The following is a 13,678-nucleotide window of genomic DNA, read 5'->3' as shown; positions in this document are numbered from 1 at the left end:
CCCACCTGCGGCAAACCCCGTAAAGGTCCTCCCGGGTTACGTTGGTCGGAAGCCGGACCGGACCCGACCGAACGGAACCGCGATGCCCTTCACCCGACTGGCCACAGCGACAACCCCCACCTGCCACCTCGGACTGGGCCTCGCCGCAGTCGCCCGCCCCGGCTACATCAACCTCGGCCGGGACCGCGACCTCGGAGAGGACCGCAGCGTCGAGTCCCTGCGCACCCGCACCCACGAGCTCCTCGACGCCGCCTACGCCCAAGGCGTGCGCTACGTCGACGTGGCCCGCTCGTACGGCCGCTCGGAGGAGTTCCTCGCAGGCTGGCTGCAGGCGCGCCCCGACATCGACGACGTCGTCGTCGGCAGCAAGTGGGGCTACACCTACACCGCCGACTGGACCACCGACGCCGAGCGGCACGAGGTCAAGGACCACAGCCTCACGACGTACGAGCGTCAGCGCGCCGAATCCGGTCAACTGCTCGGCGGCCGCCTGGACCTCTACCAGATCCACTCGCTGACCCCCGAGAGCCCGGCCCTGGCGGACAAGGAACTCCACGCCCGTCTCGCCGAGGCCGCGGCGGAGGGTCTGACCATCGGTTTCTCCACCAGCGGCCCCGCCCAGGCCGACACCGTCCGCGCCGCCCTCGCCGTCACGGTCGACGGTGAGCCCCTCTTCCGTACCGTCCAGTCGACGTACAACGTCCTGGAGACCTCCGCCGGGCCCGCGCTGGCCGAGGCCCATGACGCCGGACTGACGGTGATCGTCAAGGAGGGCATGGCCAACGGCCGCCTCGCCACCGGGCAGGCGCCCGATGCCGTACGGGCGGTCGCCGAGGAGACGGGGCTCGGCGCCGACGCCGTCGCCCTCGCGGTGGTGCTGCGGCAGCCGTGGGCGGGGGTCGTGCTGTCCGGCGCGGCCACGGCGGGCCAGCTCGCCTCGAATCTGCACGCGGCGGTCGTCGACCTCGACGAGGACCAGCTGTCGCGGCTGGCCGCGCTGGTCGAGGAGCCGTCCGCCTACTGGGAGCGGCGCGGGCAGCTGCCCTGGCACTGAGACGCACGTGAAGCGAGCTGAGATGAGACGCTCACGCCCATCGTGAGACATCAATGTCTCATTTGGGGTATCGTTGTCTCATGTCCGTCGATCGTGAACACGTGCTGCGCAGCGCAGCCGCCCTCCTCACCCGGAAAGCCACGTCCACGATGGACGAGGTCGCCAAGGCGGCCGGAATCAGCCGGGCCACGCTGCACCGCCTCTTCGCCGGCCGCGACGCGCTCGTACGGGCGCTGGAGTCACTCGGCATCGCGGAGTGCGAGGCCGCACTCGACGCCGCCCGCCTGGAGGAGGGTGCGGCGAGCGATGCCGTACGACGCCTCGTGCGCGAGATCGAGCCCGCCGCCGGGTTGCTCAGCTTCCTCTACACGGAGAACCAGCTGTTCGAGGGCGAGGAACAGAACGAGGGCTGGGCCCGGACCGACGCCCGTATCTCCGCCCTGTTCCGGCGCGGACAGGCGAACGGCGAGTTCCGTATCGACCTGACGCCCGCCTGGCTCACCGAAGCCCTGTTCGGCCTGCTGGCCTCCGGGGCCTGGATGGTGCAGAGCGGCAAGGGTGCCCCGAAGGACTTCCACCACATGATCGTCGAACTGTTGCTCGGCGGCGCACTACGGAGAGAGGAATCATGACCAGCACCCTGCAGCCGGCCCACGCGACGGAGGAAGAGAGGCGTCCGGGCCGCTGGCTCGCGCTCTCCGTCCTCGTGCTGGCCGTGCTGCTGGTGGCCGTCGACGCGACCGTCCTCGGTCTCGCGACCCCCTACATCAGCGAGGACCTCCAACCGTCCGGCACGCAGTTGCTGTGGATAGGCGATGTCTACTCGTTCGTCATCGCGGGCCTGCTCGTCTCCATGGGCAGCCTCGGCGACCGTATCGGGCGTAAGCGGCTGCTGCTCATCGGCGCGACCGCGTTCGGCGCGGTGTCCGTCCTCAACGCCTACGCGACGACACCGGAGTTGATGATCCTGGCGCGGGCGCTGCTCGGGGTCGCGGGCGCGACCCTGATGCCCGCCACGCTCGCCCTGATCCGCAACCTCTTCCACGACCGGCGCGAACGCAGCCTCGCCATCGGCATCTGGGGCGCCACCGCCTCCGCCGGTACCGCGGTCGGCCCGGTCGTCGGCGGCTTCCTGCTCGAACACTTCTGGTGGGGCTCGGTCTTCCTGATCAACCTGCCCGTGATGGTGGTCCTCGTCCTAGTCGGCATCAAGCTGCTCCCCGAGTCGCGCAACCCGTCGCCGGGCCCGTGGGACCTGCGGAGCGTCGTCCTGTCGCTCGTCGGCATGGTCGGCATCGTGTACGGCATCAAGGAGGCGGCGTCACACGGGTTCTCGTGGCCTGCGCTGGGCGCGGCAGCCCTGGGGGCCGCGGCCCTGTACGGCTTCGTGCACCGCCAACTCACCCTGCCCATCCCCCTCCTGGACATGCGGCTGTTCCGCGACCGGGGGTTCAGCGGGGCCGTGCTCGCCGACCTGCTGACCATCCTGGGACTGTCCGGGTTGGTGTTCTTCCTCTCGCAGTACCTGCAACTGGTGCAGGGCCGGGGGCCGTTGGAGGCGGGCCTCGCCGAACTGCCCGCGGCGATCGGCGCGGTGGTGGCAGGTCTGCTCGCCGGTTCGGCGGCCCGGCGCTACTCGGTACGAGCCGTGGTCTCCTGCGGTCTCGCGGCCATAGGCCTCGCCCTGGCGGCGCTGACGGTGGTCGACCAGTCGACCGGTTATCCGCTGCTCGGCATCGCGCTGCTGGTCGTGGGTGTGGGGGCGGGCCTCTCCTTCACCGTGACCTCCGACGTCATCCTGGGCGGCGTCCCCAAGGAGCAGGCGGGTGCGGCAGCCGCGGTGTCCGAGACGGCGTACGAACTGGGCGCCGCCCTCGGTATCGCCCTGCTCGGCTCGATCGTCACTGGCGCCTACCGGAACTTCACGGCCCCGCCGGGCACGCCGGCAGAGGCTCACGAGTCACTGGGCGGAGCGGTGGAAACGGCGAGGACCCTGCCGACGCAGACCGGGGACGCCCTGCTGAACGCGGCCCGTGACGCCTTCACCGACGGCATCGCCCTGGCGGCGGGCGCGGGCGCGGTGGTCCTCCTGGCAGCGGCAGCAGCGGCCTGGTTCCTACTGAAGGGCCAACGCCTGGAGGGCCGGGCAGACCACGCCTAGCGAGGCCTGGTCACGCCGGGTGCGCTGGGCGCCCTTCAGGGGTGCGGGGAACTGCGCGACAAGCCACAGCGAACCCGCACCCGACGACGGACCCCCGCAACACCCCTACGCCGCTTTGGCCTTAGTCGCGTACATGTCCACATACTCCTGCCCGGACAACCGCATGACCTCGGTCATCACCGAGTCCGTCACCGCCCGCAGCACATACCGGTCCCGGTCCATCCCCTCGTACCGGGAGAACTCCATCGCCTCACCGAACCGCACGGTGACCCGCCCCGGCCGGGGCATCCCCGCCCCGCCCGGCTGCAGCTTGTCCGTGCCGATCATCGCGAACGGCACCACCGGCGCGCCCGTCATCAGGGTCAGTCGGGCGATGCCGGTGCGACCGCGGTAGAGACGGCCGTCGGGGGAGCGGGTGCCCTCGGGGTAGATCCCGAACATGCGCCCCTCCTCCAGCACCCGGCGGCCGGTCATCAGCGCCGCGACACCGCCGTTGGCCCCGTCCCGGTCCACCGGGATCATGCCGACGCCGGTGAAGAACCAGGCCATGAGGCGGCCCTTGAACCCCTTGCCGGTGACGTACTCGTCCTTGCCGATGAACACGACCTGCCGGTCACAGACCAGCGGCAGGATCATCGAGTCGATGAACGTGAGGTGGTTGCCGGCGAGGATCACCGGACCGTCGCCGGGGATGTGCTCCACACCCTCCACCCGTGGGCGGAACATCAGGCGCATGATCGGTCCGAGCACTGCCTTGATGAGCGCGAAGCGGGACAACAGGCCCTCCGGTGTCAAGGGATTCGGTATAAGTCTGTGCAGGTGAGGACGATACTCGCGCCTCGGGGGGTAGTGCACATCGGGTTCACCCACTACTTACGCACTGTTGACCCGCGTTTACCTGCGGTGGCACGGTGTTGCGGGCATGTGACGGACCGCCACGAATGTGACGGAGATCGCGCGAGTCGTACGAAACACACCGACCGCGTACCCGCCTCGCCCGAGGCGATGCCGACATCCGGCGTCACCCGCGTGTTCCGTCCGAGGCCTCCCTGCCGTCATGTACACGCACCTACGATCGGTCCGCTTGGACAGATGACGGTGCGGCAGGAGAGGCACTCATGGGCACGCTGGAGTCGAACGGACATGCGCAGGGGGAGTCCGCGGGGACGGGGCGGCGGACGCTGCTCGGTGCCGCGATGCTGGGTGCGGGCGGCGCGGTCCTCGGGCTGCCCGGCGCGGCGCGAGCCGACGCCCAGGTCGCCGGGCAGGAAGCGCACCGGGACGCGAAGCACGGAGGCGGTGGCTTGAAGAGCCTGCCCGTACCGACGATCATCGGCCACCGGGGTGCCAGCGGCTACCGCCCGGAACACACCTTCGGCTCGTACCAACTGGCCCTCGACCTGGGGGCGGACATCGTCGAGGCCGGTGACCTGGTCCCCACCAGGGACGGTCATCTCGTATGCCGCCACGAGCCCGAGATCGGCGGGACCACCGACGTCGCCGCCCATCCCGAGTTCGCGAGCCGCAGGACCACCAAGGTCCTGGACGGCGTCTCCCTCACCGGCTGGTTCACCGAGGACTTCACGCTCGCCGAGCTGAAGAGGCTGCGAGCGGTCGAGCGCATTCCGGCCAACCGCCCGCACAACACCCTCTACGACGGCCGCTGGGAGATCCCCACCTTCGAAGAGGTCCTCCGCTGGCAGGACGAGCAGACCCGCAAGCGCGGCAGGCAGGTCTGGATCTACCCCGAGACCAAGCACCCCACCTACTTCCGGGCCCTCGGCCTGGGCCTGGAGGAGCGGGTCGCGAAGCTGTTGCGCAAGCACGGCAAGGACAGGAAGAACTCGCCGGTCATCCTCCAGTCCTTCGAGCCGACCAGCATCCAGCGCCTGAACCGGCTGGTGGACAACCCGCTCGTCGTCCTCCTCTCGGCCGCGAACACCCGCCCCTGGGACTTCGTGACGACCGGCGACCCCCGTACGGTCGCCGACCTGATCACGCCAACCGGCCTCAAGTCGATCGCCTCCTACGCCCAGGGCATCGGCCCGACCCTCGACCTGGTCATCCCGAAGGACTCGGCGGGTGCGCTAACCTCACCGACCACCCTGGTCGCGGACGCGCACAAGGCGGGCCTGGTCCTGCACCCGTACACCATGCGCAACGAGAACCCCTTCCTCCCGGCGAACTTCCGCAAGGGCACGGACGCGGACGCCTATGGAGACGTCTTCGGCGCGTACCGCACGTACTTCGCGACGGGCATCGACGGCGTCTTCACCGACAACGCGGACACGGGTGTGCTGGCGCGCGCGGACTTCCTGAACGACTGAGGCGCCGAGGCATCCGCGGGATCCGAGAGGGCTGAGGGTTCTGCGGGTTCTGAGAGACCTCGTCAACGGCTGGCCGCACCACCCCGGTTGGGGTGACAACCGGCCGCTCCGGCAACCTCCGGCCGGGGCGGTCGCGTCGTGCCGCATATGACCCACGACATGGTTTCCGCCCTGCGCCCCCTGCTCGCCGCCGAGGCCTCCGCGGAGGCATATGCGTACGGTGCCGAGCCGGGCGACCTCGAACAGGCGGTCTGGCTCCGTCTCCTGGAACGCCTCGACTCCGACGGCCCGCCGGCCGACCCGCACGACTGGCTCCGCCGCGCCGTCCGCTCCGAGGCCCGCCGCAGCCGCCGTACCGCCCGCGTCGAGCGGCCGTACGGCGACCAGCCCGCGGCCGACGCAGGACCGGGCCCCGAGCAGCTCGCCCTCACCGCCGCCCGGCACCGCGCGCTGCGGGACGCTGTCCGTCGGCTGCCCGGCCGCTGCCCGAGCCTGCTGGAGGCGCTGCTGTCGCCCAAGGACCTCACCTACCGGGAAATCGCGGGGGAGTTGGGTATCTCACAGGGAAGTCTTGGTCCGGAACGTTCCAGATGCCTGGGATGTCTCCGTCGTTTGCTGACGCCGGAGGTTGCGGCCGGGGAAGGGCGGGGATAGGAGTGGGGACATACGACTGAGCAGGTGAGCGGGAGGCGTGCACACATGGGCATGAGCGTGACCATCTCCGTGGCGACTGAACGGGACGCCGAGCAGATCTTCCGGCTGCAGTACCTGTGCTTCCAGAGCGAGGCCGCTCTGTACGGCAACTACCGGATCGACCCGCTCCTCCAGACCCTGGACTCCGTCCGGGAGGAAGTCGGCGCGGACTGCGTCTACGTGGCGCGGCTGGGGGAGGAGGTCGTCGGCTCGGTGCGCGGCACGCCGAACCCCGACGGCACGGCGTCCATCGGCAAGCTCTGCGTCCACCCCCGCCTCCAGGGCCACGGCATCGGCGCCCGCCTGCTGCGCGCCGCCGAGTCGGCGCTCGCCGAGGAACGCGGCGCCAAGAGGTTCCGCCTCAGCACGGGCCACCGCAGCGACAAGGGCCTGCGCCTGTACCGCCGGGTCGGCTACGAGACGGTGGGCACGGACAAGGGCACCGACGGCGTACCGATGATCGTCCTGGAGAAGCAGGCGGGCACGTACGCGGCAACTGCCTGACAGGCGATCAGAGGGCGCCCCGACAGGGGCGCGGGGAACTGCGCGACACGCCACGACGGACCCGCGGTCGCGCAGCAGGCCTCAGCCGGCTCCCCCCTCGGGGGAACGCGCCTTGCGCAACCAGTACATCGCGGAGAGCGGCAGCAGCACCGGGATGAACAAGTACCCCATCCCGTAGTCGGACCACACGGTCGAGTCGGGAAACGCCGACGGCTCGACCAAGGTCCACGTCCCCACGACCAACACCCCGACAAGCTCCCCGGCGCAACAGGCCAGCGCGGCGCGCCGTGCCGTCTCCCCGCCCCGCACCAGCGAGTACGTGATGAACCCGTACACCAGACCGGCGACAGCGGAGAGCGAGTAGGCGAGCGGCGCGTGCCCGAACTCGGTCGAGATCTGCACGGCGGAGCGCGACACCGCACCGACGACCATCACGCCGTACAGCCAGACCAGCAGCATCCCCGGCCCGCTGATGAGCCGCTTGCGCGCGGGCTTCTCCTGCGTCATGGCCATCTCACCCTCCCCAGATGTCATAGAGCCGCACCTCCAGAACGGCCAGCACCACCCCGCCGGCGGCGACCGTCACCGAGCCCCACCGGGTGCGCTCCGCCAGCGACATGAAGCCCGTCACCGGCACACACGCCAGGGCGCCCAGCAGATACGCCACGAAGATCGTCGTACCCTGCTCCGGCTTCTCGCCCCGGGCGAGCTGGACGATGCCGACCACCAGCTGGACCACGGTGAGCAGCGTCACCACGCCCATGCCGATGAAGTGCCAGTCCTTGGTGGGCTGATCGCGAGAGGCGGCCCAGCCGCACCAGGCGGCGAGCGCGAGAGCGGCGACGGCGGTCGCGACCGTCAGGGCATCAAGCATGCGGCGACCTTATTACGGCGCAAAAGGCCAGGTGCGGTCGGCCCCGTGAGGGTGGCCCCGCCGGGAGGACCACCGTGAGGAACGCCGTGGGGTCTGTCCGGAATATGGACAGCTGTGAGACGCGCATTCTTGGCCGCGCCTATACGTCTGCTTTACTGATCGCATGACCACTTCGAGCAGCCGCATCCTTGCGACCGAGGCGACACTGACGCCCGGTGCTCGTTGTATGTGTCGAATGTGCGCCTTCTAGAGGGCCCCCACACCACCCCCTGACTCATGGGGGTTCTGCCCCGAAGTGAGCCGCTGTGGCATGTCCGTACGCCGCCGCCGTATGACTCCTCCGACTCGTACACAGGCCGTTGTCCGTATGTGACCGACCCGAGCCGCGCACCTCCCCCCCCTCCCGTGTCCGGGCACATCCACGCCCGCGCACTCGACAGTGACGGAAACCCCTGTGATCACCACGTCCGGCCTCACGAAGGTCTACCGCTCACGCGGTCGTGAAGTCACCGCCCTCGACGGCGTCGACCTGCACGTCCGCGAAGGCGAGGTGTACGGCGTCATCGGCCAGTCCGGCGCCGGCAAGTCCTCGCTCATCCGCTGCGTCAACCTCCTGGAACGCCCCACCGCCGGCACCGTCACCGTCGCCGGGCAGGACCTCACGGCCCTGGCCGGGCGCGGACCCCGGGCGGGCCGGGAGCTGCGCCGCGCGCGCAGCCGTATCGGCATGGTCTTCCAGCACTTCAACCTGCTCTCCACCCGGACCGTCCAGGACAACGTCGAGCTGCCGCTCGAAATCCTCGGTACGTCGGGCCGGGAACGGTCCCGCAAGGCGCTGGAGCTGCTCGACCTCGTCGGCCTCTCCGACAAGGCCAGGGCCTACCCCGCCCAGCTGTCCGGCGGCCAGAAGCAGCGCGTCGGGATCGCCCGCGCCCTCGCCGGCGACCCCAAGGTGCTGCTCTCCGACGAGGCCACCAGCGCCCTCGACCCGGAGACCACGCGATCCGTCCTCCAGCTGCTGCGCGACCTGAACCGGCAGTTGGGGCTCACCGTGCTGCTCATCACCCACGAGATGGACGTCGTCAAGTCCGTCTGCGACTCGGCCGCGCTCATGGAGAACGGGCGGATCGCCGAGTCGGGCACCGTCAGCGAGCTGCTCGCCACCCCGGGCTCCGAACTGGCCGCCGCCCTCTTCCCGGTCAGCGGCGACGCCTCCGGGGACGACCGCACGGTCATCGACGTCACCTTCCACGGCGACGCGGCGGCCAGGCCAGTCATCTCGCAGCTCTCGCGCACCTACAACATCGACATCTCGATCCTCGGCGCCGCGATGGACACCGTCGCGGGCAGACAGGTCGGCCGGATGCGCATCGAACTGCCGGGCCGCTACGAGGAGAACGTCGTACCGGTCGGCTTCCTGCGAGAGCAGGGCCTGCAGATCGACGTCGTCGAGCGGGCGGCGGACCGGGAGTCCGTACTGGTGAAGGACGGTGCCAAGTGACCTGGTCAGAGATGTCGCCCCTGCTGGAGCAGGCGTGTTGGGACACCCTCTACATGGTCGGCTGGTCCACGCTGATCGCCGTCGCCGGCGGGCTTCCGCTGGGCATCCTGCTGGTCCTGACCGACCGTGGCGGGCTTCTGCAGAACGTCCTCGCCAACAAGGTCATCGGGCAGGTCGTGAACGTCGCCCGCTCGATGCCGTTCATCATCCTGATGGTCGCGTTGATGAGCTTCACCCGGGCGATCACCGGTACGACGATCGGCCGCGAGGCCGCCATCGTGCCGCTCGCCATCGGTGCGATCCCGTTCTTCGCGCGCCTTGTCGAGACCGCTGTCCGCGAAGTGGACCCCGGTCTTGTCGAGGCCGTGCAGGCCATGGGCGGCAACACCTGGACCGTCGTCCGCCGGGTTCTCGTACCCGAGTCCCTGCCCTCGCTGATCTCGTCGGCCACCACGACCGTCGTCGCCCTCATCGGCTACTCCGCGATGGCCGGCACGGTCGGCGCGGGCGGCCTCGGCGACATCGCCATCCGCTACGGCTTCCAACGGTTCGAGAACGGCCTGATGTGGATCACCGTGGCGATCCTCGCGGTCGTCATCTCGGTCATCCAGTTCGCGGGCGACCACGCGGCCCGCAGGCTGCACCGACGCGGCGGCGGTTCAGGAGCGGCGCCCGCACTGCGGCTGCTGAAGGCGAAGCCCAAGTCGGCCGGAACGGACGAACCCGCCACCGCGGACGTCGGCAAGGCCGCCTGACGGCGATCCGACGGCTCCCCGGAACCCGTCGAGCGCCCCTCTCACCAATCCCACCCCACCCGCGGATTTCCCCGTACCACCCATCACGGGGACAGTCACACCCACATGGAAGGCACTTTTCGTGCGTAACGCCATAAAGTTCACCGTCACCGCCCTCGCCGCCGGAGCCCTCACCCTGGGTCTCACCGCCTGCGGCTCGGACAAGGACTCCGCCTCCGGCACCAGCGGCCCGCTGGTCGTCGGCGCCAGCACCGTCCCGCACGCCGAGATCCTCACCTACATCAAGGACGACCTCGCCGAGAAGGCCGGCCTCGACCTGGAGGTCAGGGAGTTCACCGACTACGTCACGCTGAACCCGGCGACCGAGGACGGGTCCGTGGACGCCAACTACTTCCAGAACCAGCCGTATCTCGACGAGTTCAACAAGAAGAACGGCACCGACATCGTGCCGGTCGTCACGGTCCACCTGGAGCCGCTCGGCCTCTACTCGAAGAAGCTGGAGTCGGCCGACGAACTCAAGAGCGGCGCCACCATCGCCGTCCCGAACGACACGGTCAACGAGGCACGGGCCCTCAAGCTCCTCGACGCCAACAGGATCATCACCCTCAAGGACGGCGTCGGCAACGACGCGACCCCCAAGGACATCGCCGAGAACCCCAAGAACCTCCAGTTCAAGGAGTTGGAAGCGGCCCTGACCCCGCGCTCCCTCGACGACGTCGACGCCGCGGTGATCAACGGCAACTACGCCCTCGAAGCGGACCTCTCGCCCGCCGACGACGCCCTCGTCTCGGAGTCCCCCAAGGACAACCCCTACGGCAACTTCCTCGCCGTGAAGAAGTCCGACAAGGACGACCCCCGGGTCGCGAAGCTGGCCAAGCTGCTCACCTCCGCCGAGGTCAGGAAGTACATCGAGGACAAGTACGACGGCGCCGTGATCCCGTCGTTCTGATCCGGCCGCCTTCGGTCACCTGCCACCTCGGTACGTACCGCCACGTACGGGGTCCGCTCCCTCACCGGGCGTGGACCCCGTGATGGGGTTCCGGAGCCGCATGCTGCATGCTGGGCAGTTCAGCAGGCCCCGCAGGTTCGAAGGTTCCGAAGTTTACGGAGTGGCGCATGACGAGCACCTTCCCCAACATCTCCATCAGCACGGAGCGGTTGGTGCTGCGCCCTCTCGACGAGGACGACATCCCCGCACTGGCCGAGATGATGAACGACGAACAGGTCGCTGCCTGGACCGACGTCCCCCGGCCCTTCACCCAGGACGCGGCCCGCACCTGGATCAACGAGTACGCGCCCGCCGAACGCACCGAGGGCCGTGGCCTCGACTTCGCCGTCACCGAGTTCCTCACCCAGCGCCTGGTCGGCGTCGTTCAGCTGTCCAAGACGAACTGGCACATCCGCTCCACCGAACTGTCGTACGTCATCGCCCCCTGGGCGCGTGGCGAGGGCTACGCCTCCGAGGCCGCGCTCGCCACCTCCCAATGGGTGCTCGGCGACCAGAAGTTCGAGCGCGTCGAACTGCGCACGGCCGCCGACAACACCGCCTCCCAGCAGGTCGCCCAGAAGATCGGCTGTATCAGCGAGGGCGTCCTGAGGGGCGCCTGTATAGCGCACGTCCGGACCGAGGACGGCACCTGGACCGACGTACGCACCGACTTCATCGTGTGGAGCCTTCTCCCCGAGGACCTCGAAGGAGCGGGCGAGGAACTGGCCGACTCCGGCGGTTTCACGTCGTACTCCGACTGGAACTGAACCCGAGGGGGACACCGCCGGGGCACCCCGGGCACCGGATACCCTCACGGAGCCTTTTCCCCCAGCCGCCCGACGACCCGCGCGAACCCTCTGGAGACTGACGACGATGGCCGACCGGGTCACGGTGATCGGCTGGGACGGCTCGCCCCTGACCGCCACGGCGCGTTCCGCCCTCGGGGCCGCCACGCTGGTGGCCGGCGCCGCGCACCATCTCGCGCTCCCCGAAGTGCCCCCGGCCGCCGAACGCGTCCGCCTCGGCAGCGTCTCCCTCGCCGCCCGCCGCATCGCGGGCCACCGCGGCACAGCCGTCGTCCTCGCCGACGGAGACCCCGGCTTCTTCGGCGTCGTACGCACCCTGCGTGACCCCGAGTTCGGCCTGGAGGTCGAGGTCGTCCCCGCCGTGTCCCCGGTGGCCACCGCGTTCGCCCGCGCGGGCATGCCCTGGGACGACGCCCAGGTGGTCGTCGCCCACCGCCGGACCCTGCGCCGTGCGGTCAACGTGTGCCGCGCCCACGCCAAGGTCGCCGTCCTCACCTCACCCGGAGCCGGCCCCGCCGAACTCGGCCTGCTCCTCGCCGGAGTGCACCGCACCTTCGTCGTCTGCGAGGAACTGGGCACCGAGCGCGAACAGATCACGATCCTCACCTCCGACAAGGCCGCCGACCGGATCTGGCGCAACCCGAACGTCGTCATCGTCATCGGCCCGGCCGCCCCGAGCGGAGACAGCGGCTGGCTCGCCGGCCGTGACCCGGCGGCGGGCCCGCGCGGCTGGGCCCTGCCCACCGAGGCGTACGGTCACAGCTCCACCGCGGGCGGCCCGCCCGCCCCCGGCGACGGTGAGACGGAGCTGCTGCGTGCCGCCCAACTCGCCCGCCTGGGACCACGCGTGGGCGACCTCGTCTGGGACATCGGCTGCGGCAGCGGAGCCTTCGCGACCGACGCGGCCCGCAGCGGCGCCGCCGTCATCGCCGTCGACCGGGACGTGGACGCCTGCGCCCGCACCGACTTCGCCGCCCGCCGCTTCGGCGTCCAGCTCCAGATCGTGCGCGGCGAGGCCCCGCACGTCCTGGAGGACCTCCCCGAGCCCGACGTCGTCCGCGTCGGCGGCGGGGGAGCGGCGGTGGTCTCCGCGGTCGCCGACCGGCGTCCGCAGCGCATCGTGACGCACGCGGCGACCCGCGACGCCGCCGAACTCATCGGCCGCGACCTGACCGAGCACGGCTACCAGGTCGAGTGCGCCCTGCTCCAGTCCGTCGAACTCGACACCCGGGCCTGGACGGAGACGGAGCGGAGCGTCGCGTTCCTGCTCAGCGGAGTTTTGCCCGACCGGGCGCCCTGACGCCGGTTGCCGTCCCGTGATCCTGTTGTCGTACTGCGCGCGGTAGGCTGGCCGACCGTTGTACCGCACTCGGTGGCCCGGCAGTTCGTAGCCCAATGTCCGGAAAGCGCGCCCGTTTTGGGGTGAGTGTGGTACGGCGGAACCGGTGGGGCGCGCAACGTGGCGCAGTCCACAGCGGACTGTGGCGGATCAAGCTCCCGCTACGGCGGAACGGCCGCAAGAATGCCAGTTGATGGCGACAATGCCAGTTAGTGGCTTTGTCGTCTTTCTGGGACGGGTCGTTCGTGCCGCTGGGCACGCATGCTCGTTCTTCACTACGGGGCGATCGGTGAGCCGTAACGGGTGAGCTGGTCGTAGAAGCACTAACCGATGGGCGAGGGGTTCGCATGACCGACACCGGCCAGGTCCCGGCCGAGGGACTGCCGGAGAACGCAGGCATGGTGGAACAGCCGGGCGTTGCCGCGCACGGTGCGTACACCTACCTCTCCGAGACCACCGCCGAGGACGAAGACCTGCTGCTGCTCCCGGGCGCCCAGAGCGCCTGGGGCAACGAGGTCGCTCCACCCGCCCCGGCGCCCGTCGTCGAGGCCGTGCACGAGCCCGGCCCGCACGAGACCGGTGGCCGCGACAGCGGCGCGGTCGACCTGAGCGCCGTCCGTCTGGCGACCCAGGCCCCCGCCGCCCAGGTGACGGCGCCGGTCGCGCCCCGCCGCCC

Annotated in this window: 15 protein-coding genes; 12 read left to right on the top strand and 3 right to left on the bottom strand. The window is 70.3% G+C overall.

Annotated features, from left to right (window positions below; translation table 11 throughout):
* The first annotated feature begins 82 nt into the window (after positions 1-82).
* The 3 genes from STRTUCAR8_RS02730 to STRTUCAR8_RS02720 all read left to right on the top strand — a co-directional run bounded on the left by STRTUCAR8_RS02730 (position 83) and on the right by STRTUCAR8_RS02720 (position 3,215).
* Positions 83-1,054 carry an aldo/keto reductase gene (locus STRTUCAR8_RS02730; protein WP_006373867.1) on the top strand — a complete coding sequence of 324 codons (972 nt, stop codon included), beginning with the start codon at positions 83-85 and terminating at the stop codon, positions 1,052-1,054.
* Between the two features lie 80 nt (positions 1,055-1,134).
* Positions 1,135-1,686, top strand: a complete 552-nt coding sequence (locus STRTUCAR8_RS02725) for a TetR/AcrR family transcriptional regulator (RefSeq protein WP_006373862.1) — start codon at positions 1,135-1,137, stop codon at positions 1,684-1,686.
* Positions 1,683-3,215, top strand: a complete 1,533-nt coding sequence (locus STRTUCAR8_RS02720) for an MFS transporter (RefSeq protein ID WP_006373858.1) — start codon at positions 1,683-1,685, stop codon at positions 3,213-3,215. Before STRTUCAR8_RS02725 ends, STRTUCAR8_RS02720 begins: the two co-directional genes overlap by 4 nt.
* A 105-nt stretch (positions 3,216-3,320) precedes the next feature.
* Here STRTUCAR8_RS02720 and STRTUCAR8_RS02715 read toward each other — a convergent pair whose 3' ends face one another.
* Positions 3,321-3,992, bottom strand: coding sequence for a lysophospholipid acyltransferase family protein (locus STRTUCAR8_RS02715; protein WP_006373866.1), 672 nt, complete (start codon positions 3,990-3,992; stop codon positions 3,321-3,323).
* Between the two features lie 341 nt (positions 3,993-4,333).
* Between STRTUCAR8_RS02715 and STRTUCAR8_RS02710 the strand changes: the two genes are divergently transcribed.
* The 3 genes from STRTUCAR8_RS02710 (at position 4,334) to STRTUCAR8_RS02700 (ending at position 6,739) form a co-directional block, all read left to right on the top strand.
* Positions 4,334-5,542: a glycerophosphodiester phosphodiesterase gene (locus STRTUCAR8_RS02710; protein ID WP_006373856.1), complete on the top strand. Its 1,209-nt coding sequence runs from the start codon at positions 4,334-4,336 to the stop codon at positions 5,540-5,542.
* Between the two features lie 147 nt (positions 5,543-5,689).
* A complete protein-coding gene (locus STRTUCAR8_RS02705) occupies positions 5,690-6,196 on the top strand; it encodes an RNA polymerase sigma factor (RefSeq protein ID WP_006373865.1) in 507 nt (168 codons plus the stop codon).
* Positions 6,197-6,241: 45 nt separating this feature from the next.
* Complete coding sequence (locus STRTUCAR8_RS02700; RefSeq protein WP_006373868.1) at positions 6,242-6,739, top strand: GNAT family N-acetyltransferase; 498 nt, start codon at positions 6,242-6,244, stop codon at positions 6,737-6,739.
* A gap of 81 nt (positions 6,740-6,820) precedes the next feature.
* Here STRTUCAR8_RS02700 and STRTUCAR8_RS02695 read toward each other — a convergent pair whose 3' ends face one another.
* Together STRTUCAR8_RS02695 and STRTUCAR8_RS02690 are read right to left on the bottom strand one after the other, a co-directional pair.
* Positions 6,821-7,252: a hypothetical protein gene (locus tag STRTUCAR8_RS02695; RefSeq protein ID WP_044471525.1), complete on the bottom strand. Its 432-nt coding sequence runs from the start codon at positions 7,250-7,252 to the stop codon at positions 6,821-6,823.
* A 1-nt stretch (position 7,253) separates the two neighbouring features.
* Complete coding sequence (locus STRTUCAR8_RS02690; protein WP_006373857.1) at positions 7,254-7,613, bottom strand: hypothetical protein; 360 nt, start codon at positions 7,611-7,613, stop codon at positions 7,254-7,256.
* 454 nt (positions 7,614-8,067) lie between these two features.
* On the opposite strand from STRTUCAR8_RS02690, the gene STRTUCAR8_RS02685 reads away from it, so the two are divergent.
* The 6 genes from STRTUCAR8_RS02685 to STRTUCAR8_RS51155 form a co-directional block, all read left to right on the top strand.
* Positions 8,068-9,114: a methionine ABC transporter ATP-binding protein gene (locus STRTUCAR8_RS02685; protein WP_006373861.1), complete on the top strand. Its 1,047-nt coding sequence runs from the start codon at positions 8,068-8,070 to the stop codon at positions 9,112-9,114.
* On the top strand, positions 9,111-9,869 hold the full coding sequence (locus tag STRTUCAR8_RS02680; RefSeq protein WP_006373864.1) for a methionine ABC transporter permease: 759 nt from the start codon (positions 9,111-9,113) through the stop codon (positions 9,867-9,869). Before STRTUCAR8_RS02685 ends, STRTUCAR8_RS02680 begins: the two co-directional genes overlap by 4 nt.
* A 121-nt stretch (positions 9,870-9,990) precedes the next feature.
* Positions 9,991-10,818, top strand: a complete 828-nt coding sequence (locus STRTUCAR8_RS02675) for a MetQ/NlpA family ABC transporter substrate-binding protein (protein ID WP_006373859.1) — start codon at positions 9,991-9,993, stop codon at positions 10,816-10,818.
* A gap of 167 nt (positions 10,819-10,985) precedes the next feature.
* On the top strand, positions 10,986-11,624 hold the full coding sequence (locus tag STRTUCAR8_RS02670; protein WP_006373870.1) for a GNAT family N-acetyltransferase: 639 nt from the start codon (positions 10,986-10,988) through the stop codon (positions 11,622-11,624).
* 106 nt (positions 11,625-11,730) lie between these two features.
* Complete coding sequence (gene cbiE / locus STRTUCAR8_RS02665; protein ID WP_006373869.1) at positions 11,731-12,963, top strand: precorrin-6y C5,15-methyltransferase (decarboxylating) subunit CbiE; 1,233 nt, start codon at positions 11,731-11,733, stop codon at positions 12,961-12,963.
* Positions 12,964-13,349: 386 nt separating this feature from the next.
* Positions 13,350-13,678: hypothetical protein (locus tag STRTUCAR8_RS51155; RefSeq protein WP_044471524.1), on the top strand; the 329-nt coding region annotated here is incomplete at its 3' end.

The sequence above is a fragment of the Streptomyces turgidiscabies Car8 genome (assembly GCF_000331005.1).
GTDB lineage: Bacteria > Actinomycetota > Actinomycetes > Streptomycetales > Streptomycetaceae > Streptomyces > Streptomyces turgidiscabies.
The sequence above is the reverse complement of the archived record's forward strand: the minus strand, read 5'-3'. Positions and strand labels throughout refer to the sequence as shown.